15 protein-coding genes are annotated in these 18,126 nt (G+C 38.2%); 8 read left to right on the top strand and 7 right to left on the bottom strand.

Annotation, left to right across the window (positions count from 1 at the left end; translation table 11 throughout):
- Positions 1–11: 11 nt before the first annotated feature.
- The 4 genes from QPK98_RS04185 to QPK98_RS04170 form a co-directional block, all read right to left on the bottom strand.
- The gene (locus QPK98_RS04185) at positions 12–452 is read right to left on the bottom strand and encodes a PIN domain-containing protein (protein ID WP_310991787.1); all 441 of its coding nucleotides are present in this window, start codon (positions 450–452) and stop codon (positions 12–14) included.
- Positions 449–652, bottom strand: coding sequence for a hypothetical protein (locus tag QPK98_RS04180; protein WP_310991786.1), 204 nt, complete (start codon positions 650–652; stop codon positions 449–451). The genes QPK98_RS04185 and QPK98_RS04180 overlap by 4 nt, the downstream gene beginning before the upstream one ends.
- Before the next feature lie 463 nt (positions 653–1,115).
- The gene (locus tag QPK98_RS04175) at positions 1,116–3,548 is read right to left on the bottom strand and encodes a YfhO family protein (RefSeq protein ID WP_310991785.1); all 2,433 of its coding nucleotides are present in this window, start codon (positions 3,546–3,548) and stop codon (positions 1,116–1,118) included.
- A gap of 195 nt (positions 3,549–3,743) precedes the next feature.
- The gene (locus QPK98_RS04170; RefSeq protein WP_310991784.1) at positions 3,744–4,007 is read right to left on the bottom strand and encodes a DUF4834 family protein; all 264 of its coding nucleotides are present in this window, start codon (positions 4,005–4,007) and stop codon (positions 3,744–3,746) included.
- A gap of 107 nt (positions 4,008–4,114) precedes the next feature.
- On the opposite strand from QPK98_RS04170, the gene QPK98_RS04165 reads away from it, so the two are divergent.
- Together QPK98_RS04165 and QPK98_RS04160 are read left to right on the top strand one after the other, a co-directional pair.
- Positions 4,115–5,092: a transporter gene (locus QPK98_RS04165; protein ID WP_310991782.1), complete on the top strand. Its 978-nt coding sequence runs from the start codon at positions 4,115–4,117 to the stop codon at positions 5,090–5,092.
- Positions 5,093–5,102: 10 nt separating this feature from the next.
- Positions 5,103–6,221 (top strand): GNAT family N-acetyltransferase, encoded by a 1,119-nt coding sequence (locus tag QPK98_RS04160; RefSeq protein WP_310991781.1) that lies wholly within the window; start codon positions 5,103–5,105, stop codon positions 6,219–6,221.
- Positions 6,222–6,288: 67 nt separating this feature from the next.
- Here QPK98_RS04160 and capB read toward each other — a convergent pair whose 3' ends face one another.
- The 3 genes from capB to QPK98_RS04145 form a co-directional block, all read right to left on the bottom strand.
- Complete coding sequence (gene capB / locus QPK98_RS04155) at positions 6,289–7,554, bottom strand: cysteate-C-fatty acyltransferase (protein WP_310991780.1); 1,266 nt, start codon at positions 7,552–7,554, stop codon at positions 6,289–6,291.
- Positions 7,555–7,709: 155 nt separating this feature from the next.
- Entirely contained in the window at positions 7,710–8,759 is a 1,050-nt protein-coding gene (gene capA, locus QPK98_RS04150; RefSeq protein ID WP_310991779.1) for a cysteate synthase, read from the bottom strand.
- Positions 8,760–8,838: 79 nt separating this feature from the next.
- Positions 8,839–10,974: a S9 family peptidase gene (locus QPK98_RS04145; protein ID WP_310991778.1), complete on the bottom strand. Its 2,136-nt coding sequence runs from the start codon at positions 10,972–10,974 to the stop codon at positions 8,839–8,841.
- Positions 10,975–11,036: 62 nt separating this feature from the next.
- Here QPK98_RS04145 and QPK98_RS04140 point away from each other — a divergent pair, with 62 nt between their 5' ends.
- The 6 genes from QPK98_RS04140 (at position 11,037) to QPK98_RS04115 (ending at position 18,097) form a co-directional block, all read left to right on the top strand.
- Positions 11,037–11,354 (top strand): YbaB/EbfC family nucleoid-associated protein, encoded by a 318-nt coding sequence (locus QPK98_RS04140; RefSeq protein WP_310991777.1) that lies wholly within the window; start codon positions 11,037–11,039, stop codon positions 11,352–11,354.
- Between the two features lie 79 nt (positions 11,355–11,433).
- Positions 11,434–11,754 carry a YegP family protein gene (locus QPK98_RS04135; RefSeq protein WP_310991776.1) on the top strand — a complete coding sequence of 107 codons (321 nt, stop codon included), beginning with the start codon at positions 11,434–11,436 and terminating at the stop codon, positions 11,752–11,754.
- A 130-nt stretch (positions 11,755–11,884) separates the two neighbouring features.
- Positions 11,885–12,109, top strand: a complete 225-nt coding sequence (locus QPK98_RS04130; protein WP_310991774.1) for a hypothetical protein — start codon at positions 11,885–11,887, stop codon at positions 12,107–12,109.
- Positions 12,110–12,209: 100 nt separating this feature from the next.
- Complete coding sequence (locus tag QPK98_RS04125) at positions 12,210–14,624, top strand: alpha-ketoacid dehydrogenase subunit alpha/beta (protein ID WP_310991773.1); 2,415 nt, start codon at positions 12,210–12,212, stop codon at positions 14,622–14,624.
- 418 nt (positions 14,625–15,042) lie between these two features.
- Positions 15,043–16,731, top strand: a complete 1,689-nt coding sequence (gene asnB / locus QPK98_RS04120) for an asparagine synthase B (RefSeq protein ID WP_310991772.1) — start codon at positions 15,043–15,045, stop codon at positions 16,729–16,731.
- 442 nt (positions 16,732–17,173) lie between these two features.
- On the top strand, positions 17,174–18,097 hold the full coding sequence (locus tag QPK98_RS04115) for a sterol desaturase family protein (RefSeq protein ID WP_310991771.1): 924 nt from the start codon (positions 17,174–17,176) through the stop codon (positions 18,095–18,097).
- The last annotated feature ends 29 nt before the right edge of the window (positions 18,098–18,126 follow it).

The raw sequence follows: 18,126 nt of genomic DNA, 5'->3' as shown, positions 1-18,126 counted from the left end.
TCAAATTACAATTAAGCTTTATTGCGAATTTCTTTCATTTTGGCTGTATCAAACAACCAGTCAATTCCCTTTAAACCTAAGCCTTTTATTAGTTTTTTGTCTCCAGTCCATAGTTGAGCTTCTAGTTCAATACATAATGCTATAAATGGAGTGTCAAACTCATCTACATTACTTGTAAGTTCTAATGCCTTTTGCCAAGATTTATTTTGAAATGCTTCTACATTTATCAACGTTACTTTCTTTAGAAGAATTCTTTTTAAAAAATCCAAATCATCTTCAGATAAACCAGAAATCTGTAAAATTTTATTTTGATGTGTTTTCAATTCATCTAAAACAAAGGTAGGCGCATAAAAGTCAAAGGTCTCGAAAGAATTAAGCAACAAATCACTTATAGTTCCTTCAGGGCTTAAAATTGCACTAAATATTATATTGGTATCTACAACAATTTTCACTTAACAAAACGGCTTTTGTTTTTTTTCCACCAATCACTTTTTGAATCACTGGCAAGTTGGTCTATCTGTTGTTGGGAAACTTTACTTTTAGAAGTAATTTCACGAAATTTTACATAATCTAAAATTCGTTGTAATCCAACAAGATCTGTTCCCGAAGCTACTCGAATTAAAATTTCATTATTTTTTCGTTCTATTTGCATAGCTAAATATAGTTAAAAATTGGCACCATGTTGATTATAGTGGGTAAATTTAATATTAATGAAAATTGTGATAATTATTATAATTGATTAATGTAAATATAATTGTTCATTTTTTTCATTGCCAATTCCGATAGCTATCGGAACGAACCAAAAATCCCGTACAGCTGTCGGGACTAGGCAGAGCAAAACTTTACTAAAAATTTCCCTCGTTACGGCGCAAACTAAAGGCTCACATCAGTTTAGACACTATATTTAATAATTTAAAAACCATAAAAATCAATATATTTTTAGCGGCTGGCGCAAGTTTGCTTAATCCTCCACTCTCCCGATAACTATCGCGGATCATTTTTCACGTAAAGTTTTACTAAGCCAAAACATTACATTCAAAATTTTGAAATTTTTAAAAAAACACCCACTCAAAATAACATAGAGCCTAAAAATTTAATCTTCTACCCAATAGCAGTTATTTAACCTCATTCTTCCGAAAAACAAAAAATAAACCACCCAATACTATAAGCAATAGTATTATACTACTTATCAAAGAAATTGTACTTCCCGTTTGAATAACTTCAGGTTCAAACTTAAATTCAATTTTGTTATTTCCTGCGGGGATTACCATTGCCCTTAACACATAATCTGCCCTAAAATGTGCTACGGGGTTTCCGTTTATATAGGCATTCCATCCTTTTGGGTAATACACTTCAGAAAAAACAGCCAGCTGCGATGTTTTAGTTGATGCTTCATAAACCAAATGATTGGGCTTATAGCTATAGAGTTCAATACTTGCAGTACTGTCACGCTCAATTTTATCGTTGGGTATTTGCGAAAGAAATTCCTGATTTACAATTGCGGTTTTCTTGGTGTCTAAACTATCCAAGAGGCGAATTTCATCATTGGCATTCTCAGCCGGCAGTACGTTTTCTACAAACCAAGCACCTCCGTTGGCATACGGATTTCGCTGTGCAACGGGACCACCTTTTTTATTTTGAGTAATGATATAACGAACATTCATCATATTCAAGATTCCTATATTGCCTTGACTGATATAAAACTCGAACAAATCTTGCATTCTCCCGGGTTTGGCAGCGTGATAACCGCCCAATGCATTGTGGTAATAACTAGCCCGCGCACTGTTAAAAGCATTGTTAGTTGCGTCATAAACCCTATAATGACCTTCATCTTCCAATATTTGAATATCGGCTCCGTTTTTCTGAAAAGGCTCTTCAACATATTTGGCTTGTACAAAATCATCTTCGTTCACATACCGTCTGTCAACCCCCACCAAATCGACCAAAACCAACACTGAAAGCGCGGCTATGGCAAACCCTTTTTTTAGTTTTTCCGTCATAAAGAACCAAAGAACCGCTGCCGTTAGAATCACAAATATCAAGGAGCGAATAGCGTCTGAAGTGAACAAGGACATCCTATCTTCACGAATTGCTTCCAAAAACGGCAAGCCCATTTCTTCTCTGAAATAACTGTCATACGGACTCGCAAAATCAAAAAGTGTCGATTTAAAGAGAATAAATACAATTGTAAGACCGCCAACGATTCCAGTGGAATACAGTAGTGCCTTTTTCCTTTCGGCTGCTCTTTCAAACTTATTAAAAAATTGGTGTAGCCCAACTATGGCGAGAATTGGAAGTATTAATTCAATTATAACCTGGATAGAGGAAACGGCTCTGAATTTATTGTACAACGGAATATAATCAATAAAAAACTCGGTAAGTCCGCTAAAGTTTTTTCCCCAAGATAACAACAAGCTTAATAGGAAGCCCGATACCACCCACCATTTTAACCTACCTCCAATTAAAAACAGGGCCAGTATTGCTAAAAATATCACAATCGCCCCAATATATGCTGGCGCTCCCACATAGGATTGATCGCCCCAATACATCGGGATTTGGCTTAAAACCTGATTCGCTTCTTGGGCAGATGCCCCCATCCGCATCAAGGTTTCTAAGGTTTTGGAATCTTCTGGAAGTGCTTCAGAAGAGCTTCCACCCATAAAACGCGGGATAAACAAGTTAAAACTTTCAAGCTTTCCGTAGCTGTATTCGGTTATATAGTTGAAGTCAAGACCTGTATTATTATCTTTTGGCGAGCCATCAGCATTGATTGTCAATTCTGTTTTTCCACGAGTAGAAGTGTCTGCATATTCCTTGGTTGCCAAGATATTGGTAGCATTTAAACCAATGGCAATCACTACGCCTACCATCATGATACCAACTGCTTTAAAGAAATGTGGCAACTGATTCTTTTTAAACGCATCTATTAAATACACAATACCGATTACGAGCACCAAAAGCATCAAATAATAGGTCATTTGAAAGTGGTTCGCCACTAACTCTAAGCCCATGGATATCGTTAATAACAGGAAGCCCCAGAGATATTTGCCCCGAAATGTGAGAAAAATTCCACTTAAAACCAGAGGCATATATGCTATTGCATGCGCCTTGGCATTATGACCCACTCCCAAGATAATTATTAAGTATGTAGAAAATCCGAACGCCAAAGCCCCGAGAAATGCCAGTCTATAATCAACTTTTAGCACCAGCAAGAGAATATACATTCCTATAAAATACAGAAAGAGATAATCGGCCGGTCGGGGTAAAAAGCGAATGGCCAGATCGAGTTCCTTTATGTAGTTATTCGGGTATTTAGCGCCAAGCTGATAGGTGGGCATTCCGCCAAAAGCAGCATCGGTCCAATAGGTTTCCTCGCCGGTAGTTTCTCGGAAATCGTTTTGCTGTTTAGCCATTCCCCGGTACTGAACAATATCACTTTGCAATATTTTCTTTCCTTGTAAAACAGGATTAAAATAGGCCAGCGCGGCTATTATAAATAAAACAAAAACAACTAAATGTGGAAGAATTTTTTTATAGTCGAACTGCATAATTTAATTTGAGAATATGATTCGGGGAAATTAGGAAATATATTTGAAAACAGGACTAACGAGACAAAGGAATCCGTAATGAAGCAAAACAGGAACAATAATTCTGGAACCAGAAATAAGAAACAGTTGATTATTTCAGTTTTAGGAATGCTTACTTTACATAAATCAAAAACTAATTGTTCAAAGGATTAAGATTTAATCCACTTCTTCATACTCTACGTATTCACCAACATTTTTATTACTTCGCTGGTTTGGAGGAGGCGTTTTATCAATAGTTATGCTTCCTTCTTTTTCGCGTTGGGTATTCATATTGGGGTTATTACCGAAGAACTCTTCAAACTGCTGTCCCGCTTTTTTTGATATATAGCGTAAGATATAAGGCTTTGCAAGTTTCATCAAAAACTTAAGCCCAAAATATACCAAGAGAACGATTAAAATCGTTTTTAGGAATGTCATCATAACTGTAAAATTGGTTCCAAAAATAAGGATTGATGCAGAAAAAGACGAATGTACAGTATTAAATTATTGGTAAATTCTTATATCTTTGAACGAAAACGAATATCCGCATGCACAATAAACTTCCCACCTTACTTGGTATTTGCCTCATTTGCTTTTCAAGCGTTTCTGCACAATACACCGAAATGATTAACACCAATCGTCCTGGTGGGTCTCAAGGAGCCTTTTCAGTAGGAACAAATGTGCTTCAATTTGAATCTGGCGTTAGCTATGGAAAGGAAGAACACGAACTTTTAGAGACGGAAACCAACGGGTTAGCTATTGACTATGCCATTAGATATGGATTTTGGAAAGAGCGCTTAGAAGTTAGTCTAACGGGGGAGTTTCAGTCAAATTCCATTACTGACAATCGTTCAACAAACCCTTATGAATACACAAACGCCAATTTTAAGAGCAATACCGTTGGTGCAAAATACTTGGTGTACGACCCTTATAGAAAAAGAGAATTAGAAGGCCCTAATCTATACAGTTGGAAGGCGAACAATACTATGCAATGGAGAGATTTAATTCCGGCAATTGCAGTTTATGCAGGTGCAAATTTTGATTTTAAAGACAATCCCTTTACCCCAGAAGCCGAAAGCAGCATTAGTCCTAAATTTGTACTTTCTACTCAAAACAACTTTAGAGGTGGATGGGTGTTTGTAACCAATATTATTGTAGATCGAATTACTACAGACTTCCCCACCTACGGGTATATTCTTACCTTAACCCACGCCACCAATCGTTATTTTTCAATTTTTGTTGAAAATCAAGGTTTAAAAAGCGACTTCTATTCCGATCAATTATTGCGTGGAGGCGTTGCTGCATTAATTAGCCCGAATTTACAAGTAGATCTGTCCTTGACTTATAGTTTTAAAGACACACCTTCAAAATTATACGGTCGTGCTGGAGTTGCATACCGATTTGACATGCACAATAGAGATGAGTTTTTAGAAGACAAAGCCATTAGAAAACAGGAGCGACAGAAGAAGAAAGATAAAAAACAGAAACGCCAAGATCAATTAAACCATGATGGTGGCGAACAATAGCATAGCAAATATGATTACAGTAAAACAACTAACCTCAAAAAGTGATCTTAAAAAGTTTGTCACTTTTCCGTTTAAACTTTATAAAGACAGTAAATATTGGGTACCGTCGCTAACAAAGGACGAAATGGAGACTTTGAATCCCAAAATAAATCCTGTTTTTAAAAATGCGGATGCTTGGTATTATGCTGCCTATAAAAATAAAAAAATGGTAGGCCGTATTGCCGTAATTCTCAACCATCTTGAGGTTAATGAACAAGGCAAGAAAAAAATCCGTTTTGGCTGGTTAGATATGGTTGACGACATCGAGGTTACCAAGGCCTTGTTAGAAAAAGTCTATGAAAAAGGTAGGGAACACAATCTAGAATACGCCGAAGGCCCCGTAGGGTTCAGTAATATGGAAAAAGCAGGCATTCTTACCATGGGGTTTGACAAAATGAACACCATGATTACTTGGTACAACCACCCCTATTATGCAAAGCATTTAGAAGAACTTGGATATGAAAAACAAGCCACTTGGGTAGAGTTTACCATAAAGATTCCAGAAGAAATTTTTGAAAAGGTAGCGAAGTTCTCTAAAATTGTTCGCAAGCGCTACAATCTTTCTGTAATTCGCTTTAAGAATAAAAAAGAAATTCTTCCTTATGTGAATGATATGTTTGGTTTGCTCAACAAAACCTACAATACCCTACAGACTTTTGTACCTATTCAGCAATATCAAATAGATTATTACAAAAAGAAATATTTTGATTTTATCCACCCAGATTATATCTGCTGCATCAAAGATGAAAATGGAAAACTGATTGCTTTTTCTATAGTAATGCCATCTTTCTCAAAAGCTTTAAAAAAAGCGAATGGAAAGTTATTTCCCTTTGGATGGCGGCATTTAATAAAAGCCCAGAAAAAGAACGATACAGCAGCCTTTTATTTAATAGGTATTGACCCTGAATACCAAGGAAAAGGGGTTACTGCTATTATTTTTGAAGAAATGCAGCATCTTTTTAATTCAAAAGGAATCGAAACGGTAGAAACAAACCCTGAATTAAAGGAAAATACTGCGGTGCAATTGCTTTGGAAAGACTACAACCCCGTACAGCACAAGGAACGCAGTACGTTTAGAAAAGATATTTAATAAAAAAATCCACCTAAAAAAGGTGGATTTTTAATTTTGTAAGATTCTCGTCTGCGCGAGAATTTGATTAAATCTTCTCTCCCATTGCTTCTGCAACAGCTGCAGAAAGGCGTTTATAAGTTCCATTTTCCAGTCGCTCACGGATTGCAGAGAAAGCTTCTAAAGTCTCGTTAATGTCTTCCATGGTATGTGAAGCTGTTGGAATCATTCTTAAAAGTATTAATCCTTTTGGAATAACAGGATATACTACGATTGAGCAGAAAATTCCATGGTTTTCACGAAGGTCTTTTACCAAGGCCATTGCTTCGGGAATACTTCCCTTTAAATAAACGGGAGTTACACAACTTTGGGTGGTTCCCAAATCAAAACCTCTTTCGCGAAGTCCGCCTTGTAGGGCGTTTACGTTTTCCCAAAGTTTTTCTTTCAGTTCGGGCATGGTACGCAACATATCCAAACGTTTTAGAGCACCTTCTACCAACTGCATCTGCAATGATTTTGCAAACATTTGAGACCGTAGATTGTATTTTAGGTAATTCATAATCTCTTCATCACCCGCAATAAAAGCTCCTGTACTTGCCATTGATTTTGCAAAGGTTGCAAAATAAACATCTATTCCATCTTGTACACCTTGCTCCTCTCCTGCTCCGGCACCTGTTTTACCAAGCGTACCAAAACCGTGTGCATCATCTACAAAAAATCGGAAATTATATTTTTTCTTGAGTTCGATAATCTCTTTTAACCTGCCTTGTTCCCCACGCATTCCGAAAACACCTTCTGAAATAAGTAGGATTCCCCCACCTGTTTTCTCTGCCACTTTAGTTGCACGCTGCAGGTTTTTTTCGATACTTTCCATATCGTTGTGCTTATAGGTAAAGCGCTGGCCTAAGTGAAGGCGAACCCCATCAATAATACACGCATGGGCATCAACATCATAAACTATTACATCGTCTTTTGAAACCAAAGCATCTATGGTAGAAACCATTCCTTGGTATCCGAAGTTCAACAGGTAAGCTGCTTCTTTACTTACAAAAGCTGCAAGTTCGCGCTGCAATTGTTCGTGAAGCTCGGTATGACCACTCATCATTCTCGCTCCCATAGGATACGCCGATCCGTACTTGGCTCCTGCCTCTGCATCTACCTTACGCACCTCAGGATGGTTGGCAAGCCCTAAGTAATCATTGATACTCCAGGTAACAACACTCCTACCATTAAATTCCATTCTATTTGAAATTGGACCTTCCAGCTTTGGAAAAACAAAATAGCCTTCCGCCTGTTCTGCCCATTTTCCTAAGGGTCCTTTATCTTTGTAGATTTTATCGAATAAATCTCTCATTAAAGTCTTTTGTTAAAATATTTGACAAAATTAATTAAATAATCATTAGATACTAAGGATTGCCCATGAGATTTTGGGTTTGGAACGATCCCAGAAATATTAAATCCCAAAAACGCATTGTTCTTGGGATTTAAAAGCCATATTTAACTAATACTCTATTTTACGTACTCAATTTTCTCAGCTTCAATTGTTTCTGAATCAAAGAAACCTTGTTGGTCCATCCAGTCGTCGTTATAAATCTTGCTCATATATCTTGAACCGTGATCTGGAAAAATAACTACAATATTACTATCTTCATTAAACTCGCCCGCTTCTTCAAGTTGTTTTAAACCTTGCATGGCGGCACCACTGGTGTAACCTACAAAGAGTCCTTCGGTTTTGGCAAGCTCCCGCGCGGTGTGCGCACTGCTCTCATCAGTAACCTTTTCAAACGTGTCAATAATATCGAAATCTGTAGCCGTAGGTATCAAATTCTTGCCAAGGCCTTCAATTCTGTACGGATATATTTCGTTTTTGTCAAATTCCCTAGTTTCGTGATACTTCTGCAGAACCGAACCGTATGCGTCTATTCCTATTACCTTTATAGCTGAACCCTGCTTTTCGCTTTGTTCTTTTAAAAAACGTGCTGTACCAGAAATCGTTCCACCCGTACCGCTACACGCTACCAAATGGGTGATTTTTCCCGCTGTCTGTTCCCAAATTTCGGGGCCAGTAGTATGGTAATGGGCATCTATGTTTAACTCATTAAAATACTGGTTAATATAAACCGAGCCTTCAATTTCGCTGTGTAGTTTTTTTGCAACTTCATAATAGGAACGCGGATCATCGGCACTAACATGTGCAGGACAAACGTAAACTTTAGCCCCCATTGTTTTGAGCATGTCTATTTTATCTGGAGAAGATTTTGAGCTAACGGCTAAAATACAGTCGTAGCCTTTAATAATACTTACCATAGCAATGCTAAACCCAGTATTACCACTAGTTGTTTCAATAATTGTATCGCCAGGTTTTAGAATTCCCTTTCGTTCGGCTTCTTCTATAATGTAAAGTGCAATGCGGTCTTTGGAAGAGTGTCCTGGATTAAAGGCTTCAACTTTTGCAAAATAATTACCCTTCATCTTAGCGGTAATTTTTTTAAGCTTCACCAAGGGGGTGTTGCCTATTAGCTGCAACACGTTATCATAAGCTTTAATTTCTTCTTTCATAAAGAGGGAGTTTGTTATACTAATATTCAATTTTAAGGCTGAATATTTCAACCGCCCAAAGGTACGGAAATATTTTTTGTTAGTCTTTAATGCCTTCCAAATCCAATAGAAATGCGTAATCAATCGCTACTTCCTTTAGGGCTTCAAAGCGTCCTGATGCACCGCCATGGCCAGCATCCATATTGGTATACATTAATAAAAGGTTTGAATCTGTTTTTAAATCTCTCAGTTTTGCAACCCATTTTGCGGGTTCCCAATATTGCACTTGACTGTCGTGCAATCCGGTTGTAACCAACATATTTGGATAATCTTTGGCCACTACATTGTCATAAGGCGAATAGCTTTTTATATAGTTGTAATACGCTATATCGTTCGGGTTTCCCCATTCGTCATATTCCCCGGTAGTCAACGGAATGGAATCGTCTAGCATGGTTGTTAAAACATCTACAAAAGGCACTGATGAAATTACCCCGTTGTAAATTTCTGGCGCCATATTTACAATAGCTCCCATTAAAAGTCCGCCCGCAGAACCACCGGAAGCATAAAGGTGTTCTTTGGAAGTGTATCCTTCTGCAATTAAATGTTTTGAAGCCGCAATAAAATCGGTAAATGTATTTTTCTTGTGAAGCAATTTTCCAGACTCATACCACTGCCTTCCCATATATTCGCCGCCACGAACATGAGCAATAGCAAAGATGAATCCACGATCTAAAAGACTTAATCGCACAGTTGAAAAATAAGGGTCTATTGTGGCACCATACGAACCGTAACCGTAGATAAGCAAAGGGTTTTTTCCATCTTTTTTGATACCTTTCCTGTAAATAACCGACATCGGTATTTTTGTTCCATCCTCAGCAGTAGCCCATAGACGCTCAGTTTGATAATTATCCTTATCAAACTTACCGCCTAGAACCTCGGTTTGTTTTAAGAGCGTTTTCTTCTTGGTTTCCATATCAAAATCAAGAATCGATGCTGGAGTATTTAAAGCGTTGTACCCATAACGCAGAATTTTTGTTTCAAACTCAGGATTTTGGGCCGTAAAAGCAGTATAGGTTTCACTTTGGAATGGAAGGTAATAATCTTCACTCCCCTCCCACTTTTTAATTCTAATTTTGGTCAATCCATTATTGCGTTCACTAATCACCAAAAAATCCTTAAAAATATCAATGTCTTCCAGAAGCACATCTGTTCGGTGTGGAATCATATCAACCCAATTTTCTTTGGTAGTATTGCCTTCCGAAGTTTTCATCAATTTAAAATTGAGCGCTTTGTCCTTATTGGTCAATACGTACCAGTTGCTGCCGTAATGCGAAATATTGTATTCCAACCCTCTTTCTCTGGGCTGAAAAACCTTAAAATCTCCTCTTGGATTGTTAGCCTCCAATATGCGAAACTCAGAAGTAAGTGTGCTATAGGAACCAATAACTATATATTTTCTAGATTTTGTTTTGTAAACATAGGTGCCAAACGTTTCATCTTTTTCTGTATAAACCAGTTCATCAGTGGCAGGATCGGTTCCCAAGATATGCCTGTAGATTCTATCTGCTCTAAGGGTGTTTTCATCTTTTCGGGTGTAGAACAAGGTTTTGTTATCGCTGCCCCAAGTAGAGCTACCGGTGGTAAGAGGAACGCGCTCTGGGTAAACTTCCCCTGTTTCAAGGTTTTTTATAAAGATGTCATACTTTCTTCTACTAAGTGTATCTACACCGAAGGAAATCAATTTGTTATCCTCAGAAACACTTAAACCGGCGAGGTTATAATAAGCATAGTCTTTCGCCATTTCATTTACATCAAAAAGCACTTCTTCCTTGGCGTTTAAGGAACCTTTTTTCCGTGTATAAATAGGGTAATCCTTCCCAGTTTCATACCGCGTTATATAATAGTATCCATTTAATTTGTAGGGAACCGATTCGTCATCTTCTTTAATGCGAGCTTTCATCTCATCAAACAAAGCCTCCTTAAACTTTTTAGTGTGTGCAGTCTTGGCCTCGTAGTATTCATTCTCTTTGGTTAAGTAATCAATTACCTTTTGGTCTTCGGGATTATTAAGCCAGTAATATTCGTCTATACGAACATCGTTATGGGCTTTTAATTTCTTGGCAACTTTATCGGCTTTTGGGGGTGTGATTGTCATAGTATTTTTTGAAATTTCCTGCGCATTTATTGAAGCGGCAAAAATAAGACAAGCAATTGAAAGGAATGTCAATTTTTTCATAAAGTGGGGCTTTAATAGTAGAACAAAGTAGTAAATTTGTTTCAAACTAAAAATACAAAAACATGGATTTAATGGGAATGATGGGTAAATTAAAAGAGACCCAAGAAAAAGTAGAAGCCACAAAAAAACGAATGGATACCGTCCTTATTGATCAAGCCAGCAATGATGGCCTCTTAAAAATAACTTTAACCGCAAATCGAGAAATTAAGAAGATTGAAATGGACGATAGTTTGCTTGAAGACAAGGAGCAGCTGGAAGATTATTTAATCTTAACCCTAAACAAGGCGGTTGAAAAGGCTACAAACGTCCACGAAACTGAAGTGGGAGCTGTTGCAAAAGACGGAATGCCAAACATTCCTGGCATGGATATGTTTAAATAAGTAAGACTAAAGCTTTTAGAAAATCACGATTTTTGCGATATTGCAGAAATCATAGTAATAACTCAAAAAATCATAAGAAATGTTCGAATTAAAGAAAAGCGGTGACAAATTTCACTTTGTATTAAAAGCAGGAAACGGACAAGTAATTCTTTCCAGTCAAATGTACGCTTCAAAAGCCTCTGCGTTAAACGGAATTGAGTCTGTCCAAAAAAACTGTGGCGACGATGCTAATTTTGAAATGAAAACCGCAAAAAACGGTAAGTTCCATTTTAACATCAAATCTACAAATGGTCAGATTATTGGTAGCAGCCAAATGTATTCGGCTGAAAGCGGTGCAAAAAACGGTATTGAATCTATTCAGAAAAATGCACCCGGAGCTTCTGTAGAAGAAGTGGAATAAAACCTATTCATAACGAAAAATAAATCCTCGAACTTCCGAGGATTTTTTTTGGCTTCAACTAAAAAACAAACTATAAATCCTTAGATACTTGTTACTTTAAAACAAGGATTTAGGCCTTAATAACTTCGCTATGGAATTCTTAAATAATTGGCGCATTATTCTCATACTATGTTTAACCCTTGGCTTAGCTCCTTTTTTCCCCGAGCCACATATTTGGGGAAAATTAAAATGGATTGCCGGGGGTGCCGAAGGAATGAAACTTATGGACTGGTTTGATGTTTTACTACACGGCTTCCCTTTTCTTTTATTACTTAGATTGTTGATGGTTAAGCGCATTAAGCATAAAAAAGAGTAGTTTATCCATAAACTCAATTTAAAGCGTGGCATAGACTGCATTTTACATTGCGAAAGACACTCAAATTTGCTACTTTTGCAAATATCAAAAATCTATGAAAATGCAGACAGACCCAAAGACAAATAACGAGCTATCTTTTGACGATTTTAAGGAAACCGTTCTAAGCGATTATAAAATAGCGGTAACCAGCCGCGAATGTAGTTTATTAGGCCGTCGGGAGGTGCTTACCGGAAAGGCGAAGTTTGGAATTTTCGGTGATGGAAAGGAAGTGCCACAACTAGCATGGGCAAAAGCATTTAAAAATGGCGACTGGCGAAGCGGGTACTACCGCGACCAAACCTTTATGATGGCCATTGGAAAACTTAGCATTGAACAGTTTTTCGCAGGTCTTTATGGACATACCGATATTAACGCAGACCCAATGAGTGCCGGAAGACAGATGGGCGGCCACTTTGCAACCCATAGTTTAAACGAAAATGGCAGTTGGAAGAACTTGACCGAACAAAAAAACAGTAGCCCAGATATTTCACCTACCGCCGGGCAAATGCCAAGACTTTTAGGATTGGCGCAGGCTTCAAAAATATTTAGAAAAGTAAAAGGCTTAGAAGATAAAGCCAATTTTTCTAATAAAGGAAACGAAGTAGCTTGGGGCACCATAGGAAATGCCAGTACCAGCGAGGGTTTGTTTTGGGAAACCATTAATGCCGCAGGGGTACTGCAAGTGCCAATGGTAATGAGTGTTTGGGATGATGAGTACGGAATTTCCGTTCACGCTAAATACCAAACTACAAAAGAAAATATTTCGGAAGTATTAAAAGGCTTCCAGCGTAATGAAGATGAAAAGGGTTATGAAATTATTCGCGTAAAAGGATGGGACTATCCAGAGCTTATTGATGTTTACAACCGTGCATCAAAAATTGCACGCGAAGAGCACGTTCCGGTGCTTATTCACGTACAAGAGTTAACTCAGCCTCAAGGTCACAGTACCAGCGGATCTCATGAACGTTATAAAAGTAAAGACCGTCTTGGTTGGGAAAGGGAAAATGACTGCAACGTAAAAATGCGAGAGTGGATCATTGCAAACGATATTGCAACCGACGAAGCACTTACTGCAATTGAAAAAGAAATCAAGAAAAACGTGCGCGATGGCAAGAAAGCGGCTTGGAAAGCTTTTACGGCTCCGCAGAAAAAAGAACAGCAAGAGGCCGTTCTTTTACTCGGAAATCTAGCGGAAAGCAGCGCGAACAAAAACTTTATTGAAAAAATACAGAACGAACTTGCTTCAGATAAAGAACCGTTGCGAAAAGATATTATTGCAGCTGCTAGAAAAGCCCTGCGGTATGTAACTGGAGAGTCTTCTGCAGAAAAAAAGCAACTTCAGGACTGGATCTCCAATTATTTTGAATTGATTCAACCTAAGTTTAGTGCACACCTTTACTCCGAAGCAAAGACGAATGCCAAAACTATTCCAGAAGTGCTTCCTACCTATGCTGAAGACGCCGAAGATGTAGATGCGCGTTTAGTGTTAAGAGACAACTTTGATGCCCTATTCGATAATCACCCAGAGGTTTTGATTTTTGGAGAAGACAGTGGTGAAATTGGCGATGTAAACCAAGGTTTGGAAGGAATGCAGGAAAAATATGGCAAACTTAGGGTTGCCGATGCAGGAATTCGAGAAGCTACCATTCTAGGGCAAGGCATTGGGATGGCAATGCGTGGCCTGCGTCCAATTGCTGAAATTCAATATTTAGATTACATTCTGTATGCACTTCAAATAATGAGTGATGATCTGGTAACCGTTCGTTTTAGAACTAATGGCACCCAAAAAGCACCGTTAATTGTGCGTACGCGAGGACATAGACTTGAAGGCATTTGGCATAGCGGTTCACAAATGGGAGGCTTGATCCACTTGCTTCGCGGAATGTACATTTTGGTTCCTAGAAACATGACCAAGGCAGCCGGATTTTACAATACGCTCCTAGAAACTGACGAACCTGCACTAGTTGTTGAATGCTTAAACGGGTATCGTTTAAAAGAAAAAATGCCGAATAATCTCGGTGACTTTAGAACGCCAATCGGGGTGGTTGAAACCATTAAAGAAGGCACGGATATTACCTTGGTTTCCTACGGAAGTACACTAAGAATTGTTGAGGAAGCAGCAAAAGAACTGCAACAAGCAGGCATTGATGCCGAAGTAATTGACGTGCAAAGCTTACTTCCTTTAGATATCAATCACGACATAGTAAAGAGTGTTGCTAAAACCAACAGGCTTCTTGTTATTGATGAAGATGTTCCGGGTGGAGCTTCAGCATATATCTTAAATCACATCATAGAAGAACAAGGCGGCTATAAATACATGGACAGCAAGCCACAAACGCTTTCAGGTAAACACCACCGTCCTTCCTATGGTACCGATGGCGATTACTTTAGCAAGCCATCATTAGAAGATGTTTATGAAAAGGTTTATGAAATTATGAACGAGGCAAACCCTTCAGAATTTCCAAAATTGAGATAGTACTTTATTAATAACTTTGACAAAGTTTAAACTTTGTCAAAGTTAAAAGTTCATTTCCCCTACAAAAAATAGGCATTAAATTGATTTCTTCTTGTCACGTAGAGCCTTTTTCGCTTGAGAAGACTATAAAACTGCTTTTTATCGGAATATTTAGGGCTTTTATCAATTATATCAACATATTTCAATAAAGGCTTGCAAATCACAAAGTATTTATTTTATATTAGCAATTCAAACATTAATAAAAACAAGTTTATGTCATTCATCAGCCCAAATAATAATAATAATAACGAGCTGCCGTAACAGAAACTTGTCGCGATATAGAGCCCGTCAGGTTTTTTCCTGGCGGGCTTTTTTTTTTGACAAATAACCAACGTACGGGTGGCTCACGAGTTGCCCCTATCTAAATAACTTTACTATTATGTGTGGAATTGTATGTGCATTCGATTTAAAAAGGCCTTCTGAAGAACTGAGGCCACAATTATTAACCATGGCAAAACGCCTGAGACACCGCGGCCCAGACTGGAGTGGGATTTTCAACAACCGAAATGCGATTATGACTCATGAGCGCTTGGCTATTGTAGATCCTACTTCTGGGAAACAACCCTTGTTTTCTGAAGATAAAAACTTAGTTTTGGCTGCCAATGGTGAAATTTACAACCATAAGGAGCTTCGGAAACAATTTGAAGGAAAGTATAACTTTCAAACAAAAAGTGACTGCGAAGTTATTTTAGCACTTTATAAGGAAAAAGGCCCTTCCTTTTTAGATGAGCTAAACGGCATCTTTGGCTTTGCATTATACGACACTGAAAACAACGAATACTTAATAGCCCGCGATCACATGGGAATAATCCCACTGTATATGGGCTGGGACAAAGACGGCACTTTTTATGTTGCTAGTGAATTAAAAGCTTTAGAAGGTTTTTGCACCAAAATTGAGCTCTTTCCACCTGGGCATTACCTTCACAGTAGCGACGGAGAATTAAAACGATGGTGGACCCGAGATTGGATGGAATTTAATACGGTTGAAGAAAACGAAACAAGTATTGAAGATTTACGAAATGCATTGGATGTTGCCGTAAAGAAACAATTAATGAGCGATGTTCCCTATGGCGTTTTATTGTCAGGTGGTCTGGACTCCTCTATCACCTCTGCCCTAGCCAAAAAATATGCCGATAAACGAGTGGAAACCGGCGATACCGAAGGAGCTTGGTATCCGCGATTACACTCTTTTGCAGTTGGACTAGAAGGCTCTCCAGATTTGGCGGCAGCTAAAATTGTAGCGGACCACCTAGGTACGGTGCATCATGAAATCAACTTTACAATCCAAGAAGGTCTAGATGCTATTCGCGATGTTATTTATCACGTTGAGACCTATGACATTACAACCATCCGCGCCTCTACCCCCATGTTTTTATTAGCTCGTGCTATTAAAGCTATGGGAATAAAAATGGTACTTTCTGGAGAAGGAGCTGACGAGATTTTTGGCGGCTATTTATACTTTCATAAAGCACCTTCAGCAAAAGATTTTCACGAAGAAAACGTGCGCAAATTAGACAAGTTGCACATGTACGATTGTTTACGTGCCAACAAATCCTTGGCTTCTTGGGGTATTGAAGGCCGTGTTCCCTTTCTAGATAAAGAATTTATGGATGTTGCCATGCGTTTAAACCCAAAAGATAAGATGATAATTGCTGGCAAAAAAGGTTCAAAAGACAAACAAGCGATGGAAAAATGGGTGCTTCGTGAAGCATTTGGCGATATGTTACCAGAAATTGTAGCCTGGCGCCAAAAGGAACAGTTTAGCGATGGCGTTGGCTACAGTTGGATTGATTCCTTAAAGGAGATGGTCAATAAGGAAATTAGTGATGATCAAATAGCAAACGCCCATTATCGATTCCCTATCCAACCCCCTACCAGCAAAGAGGAGTTTTATTACCGGACAATTTTTGAAGACCACTTTCCCAGTGATGCCGCAGCCTTGACGGTACCAAGCGTACCGAGTGTTGCCTGTAGCAGCCAAGTAGCCCTAGATTGGGACGAAAGCTTTAAGAATATGAACGACCCCAGCGGAAGAGCAGTTAAAAATGTGCATGATGATTCATATTAGAATGAAGGAGCTTTAGCTCTGGCCTCGCTCGTACCCACAAACTTTCTCAAATTCAATGAAGTTAGAATCTACAAGAAACCTTCGCTGGTGCGAGCGTTTCGCTCGTACCTTTAAATTTACTCCATTTAATCACTTTAGAAGTTTTAGAAATTATATATTGCAAAATAGTCGTGTCCGACTAAGATATAAGACCGCTGCGCTGAAAGACATAAGACGTAAGACTTGCTTTTTAATAGATTGAAAACTAGATAAAATTGATTAAACATACTTTTTAATTGATAAATTTTGATGCTAAGTATAATAGCATGCTGTCATTAAATAAAAAATATTCTAATTGCCTATTATCTGTGACTCAACAAATTTTCTCACTCTTTTAATCGGACACTAATGATTGCAAAATTCAGCTACAAAGAACCTACAAACAACTAAAACTTTTTAATAAATGGATTTTACCAACCCTTTAGTTTATGGGGTGCCTTGTTTTTTAGGCTTAATTGCCCTAGAGCTTACCTATAGTAAAACGTTAGACAACAAGGATCTTTACAACTGGAAAGATTTTATTTCAAGCCTGTCGCTCGGGGTAGGATCTGCTATTCTCGGGGCGCTTATTAAAACCGTTTCCATCATTTTGGTATTTAATTTTGCCTATGACCTCTTTAACCCAATGGTAGATGGCGTTCGCACTAATATTATGGGCTATGAGTCTTTTGGGTATGCCTGGTATGTGTGGATAATTTGTATGCTTCTAGACGATTTTACCTATTACTGGTTCCATAGGCAAAACCACATGGTGCGTTTTTTATGGGCTGCCCATATTGTTCATCATTCATCAGACAATTTTAATTTAGGCACCGCCGTTCGTAACGGGTGGTTTACTATTTTTTACAAACCTTTTTTTTATGTGTGGATTGTAATAATCGGGTTTCCACCAGAAATGCTTGTTGTTTGTCTGGGTATTGAAGCTTTATGGCAATTTCAACTGCACACACAGTACATCAAAAAGTTAGGCTTCCTTGAAAAGTTCCTTAATACGCATACGATGCACCAAGTACACCATGCCCAGAACATTGAATATATGGACAAAAACCACGGTGGATTTCTAAATGTTTTTGACCGAATTTTTGGAACATGGAAAGAACTTGACGACTCCATAGCTATTGAATATGGGGTTTCAACACCCCCAAATTCATATAATCTCTATGTTATCTTAACCCATGAATACAAGAATATTTGGGAGGATATGAAGAAATCTAAAAATTGGGGCGACAAGTTTATGTATGCTTTTGGTCCCCCAGGCTGGAGCCATGACGGAAGCACTTTAACCATAAAGCAAATGCGAAGAAAGCTTAAGGCTGAAAAGCTTTAGCCTTCAAACTTGGTAGGCGTTGCTAACTA

The organism is Aequorivita marina (assembly GCF_031631895.2).
GTDB classification, from domain to species: domain Bacteria; phylum Bacteroidota; class Bacteroidia; order Flavobacteriales; family Flavobacteriaceae; genus Aequorivita; species Aequorivita marina.
Note: the sequence above shows the minus strand (reverse complement) of the source record. Positions and strands in the feature narration are given on the sequence as shown.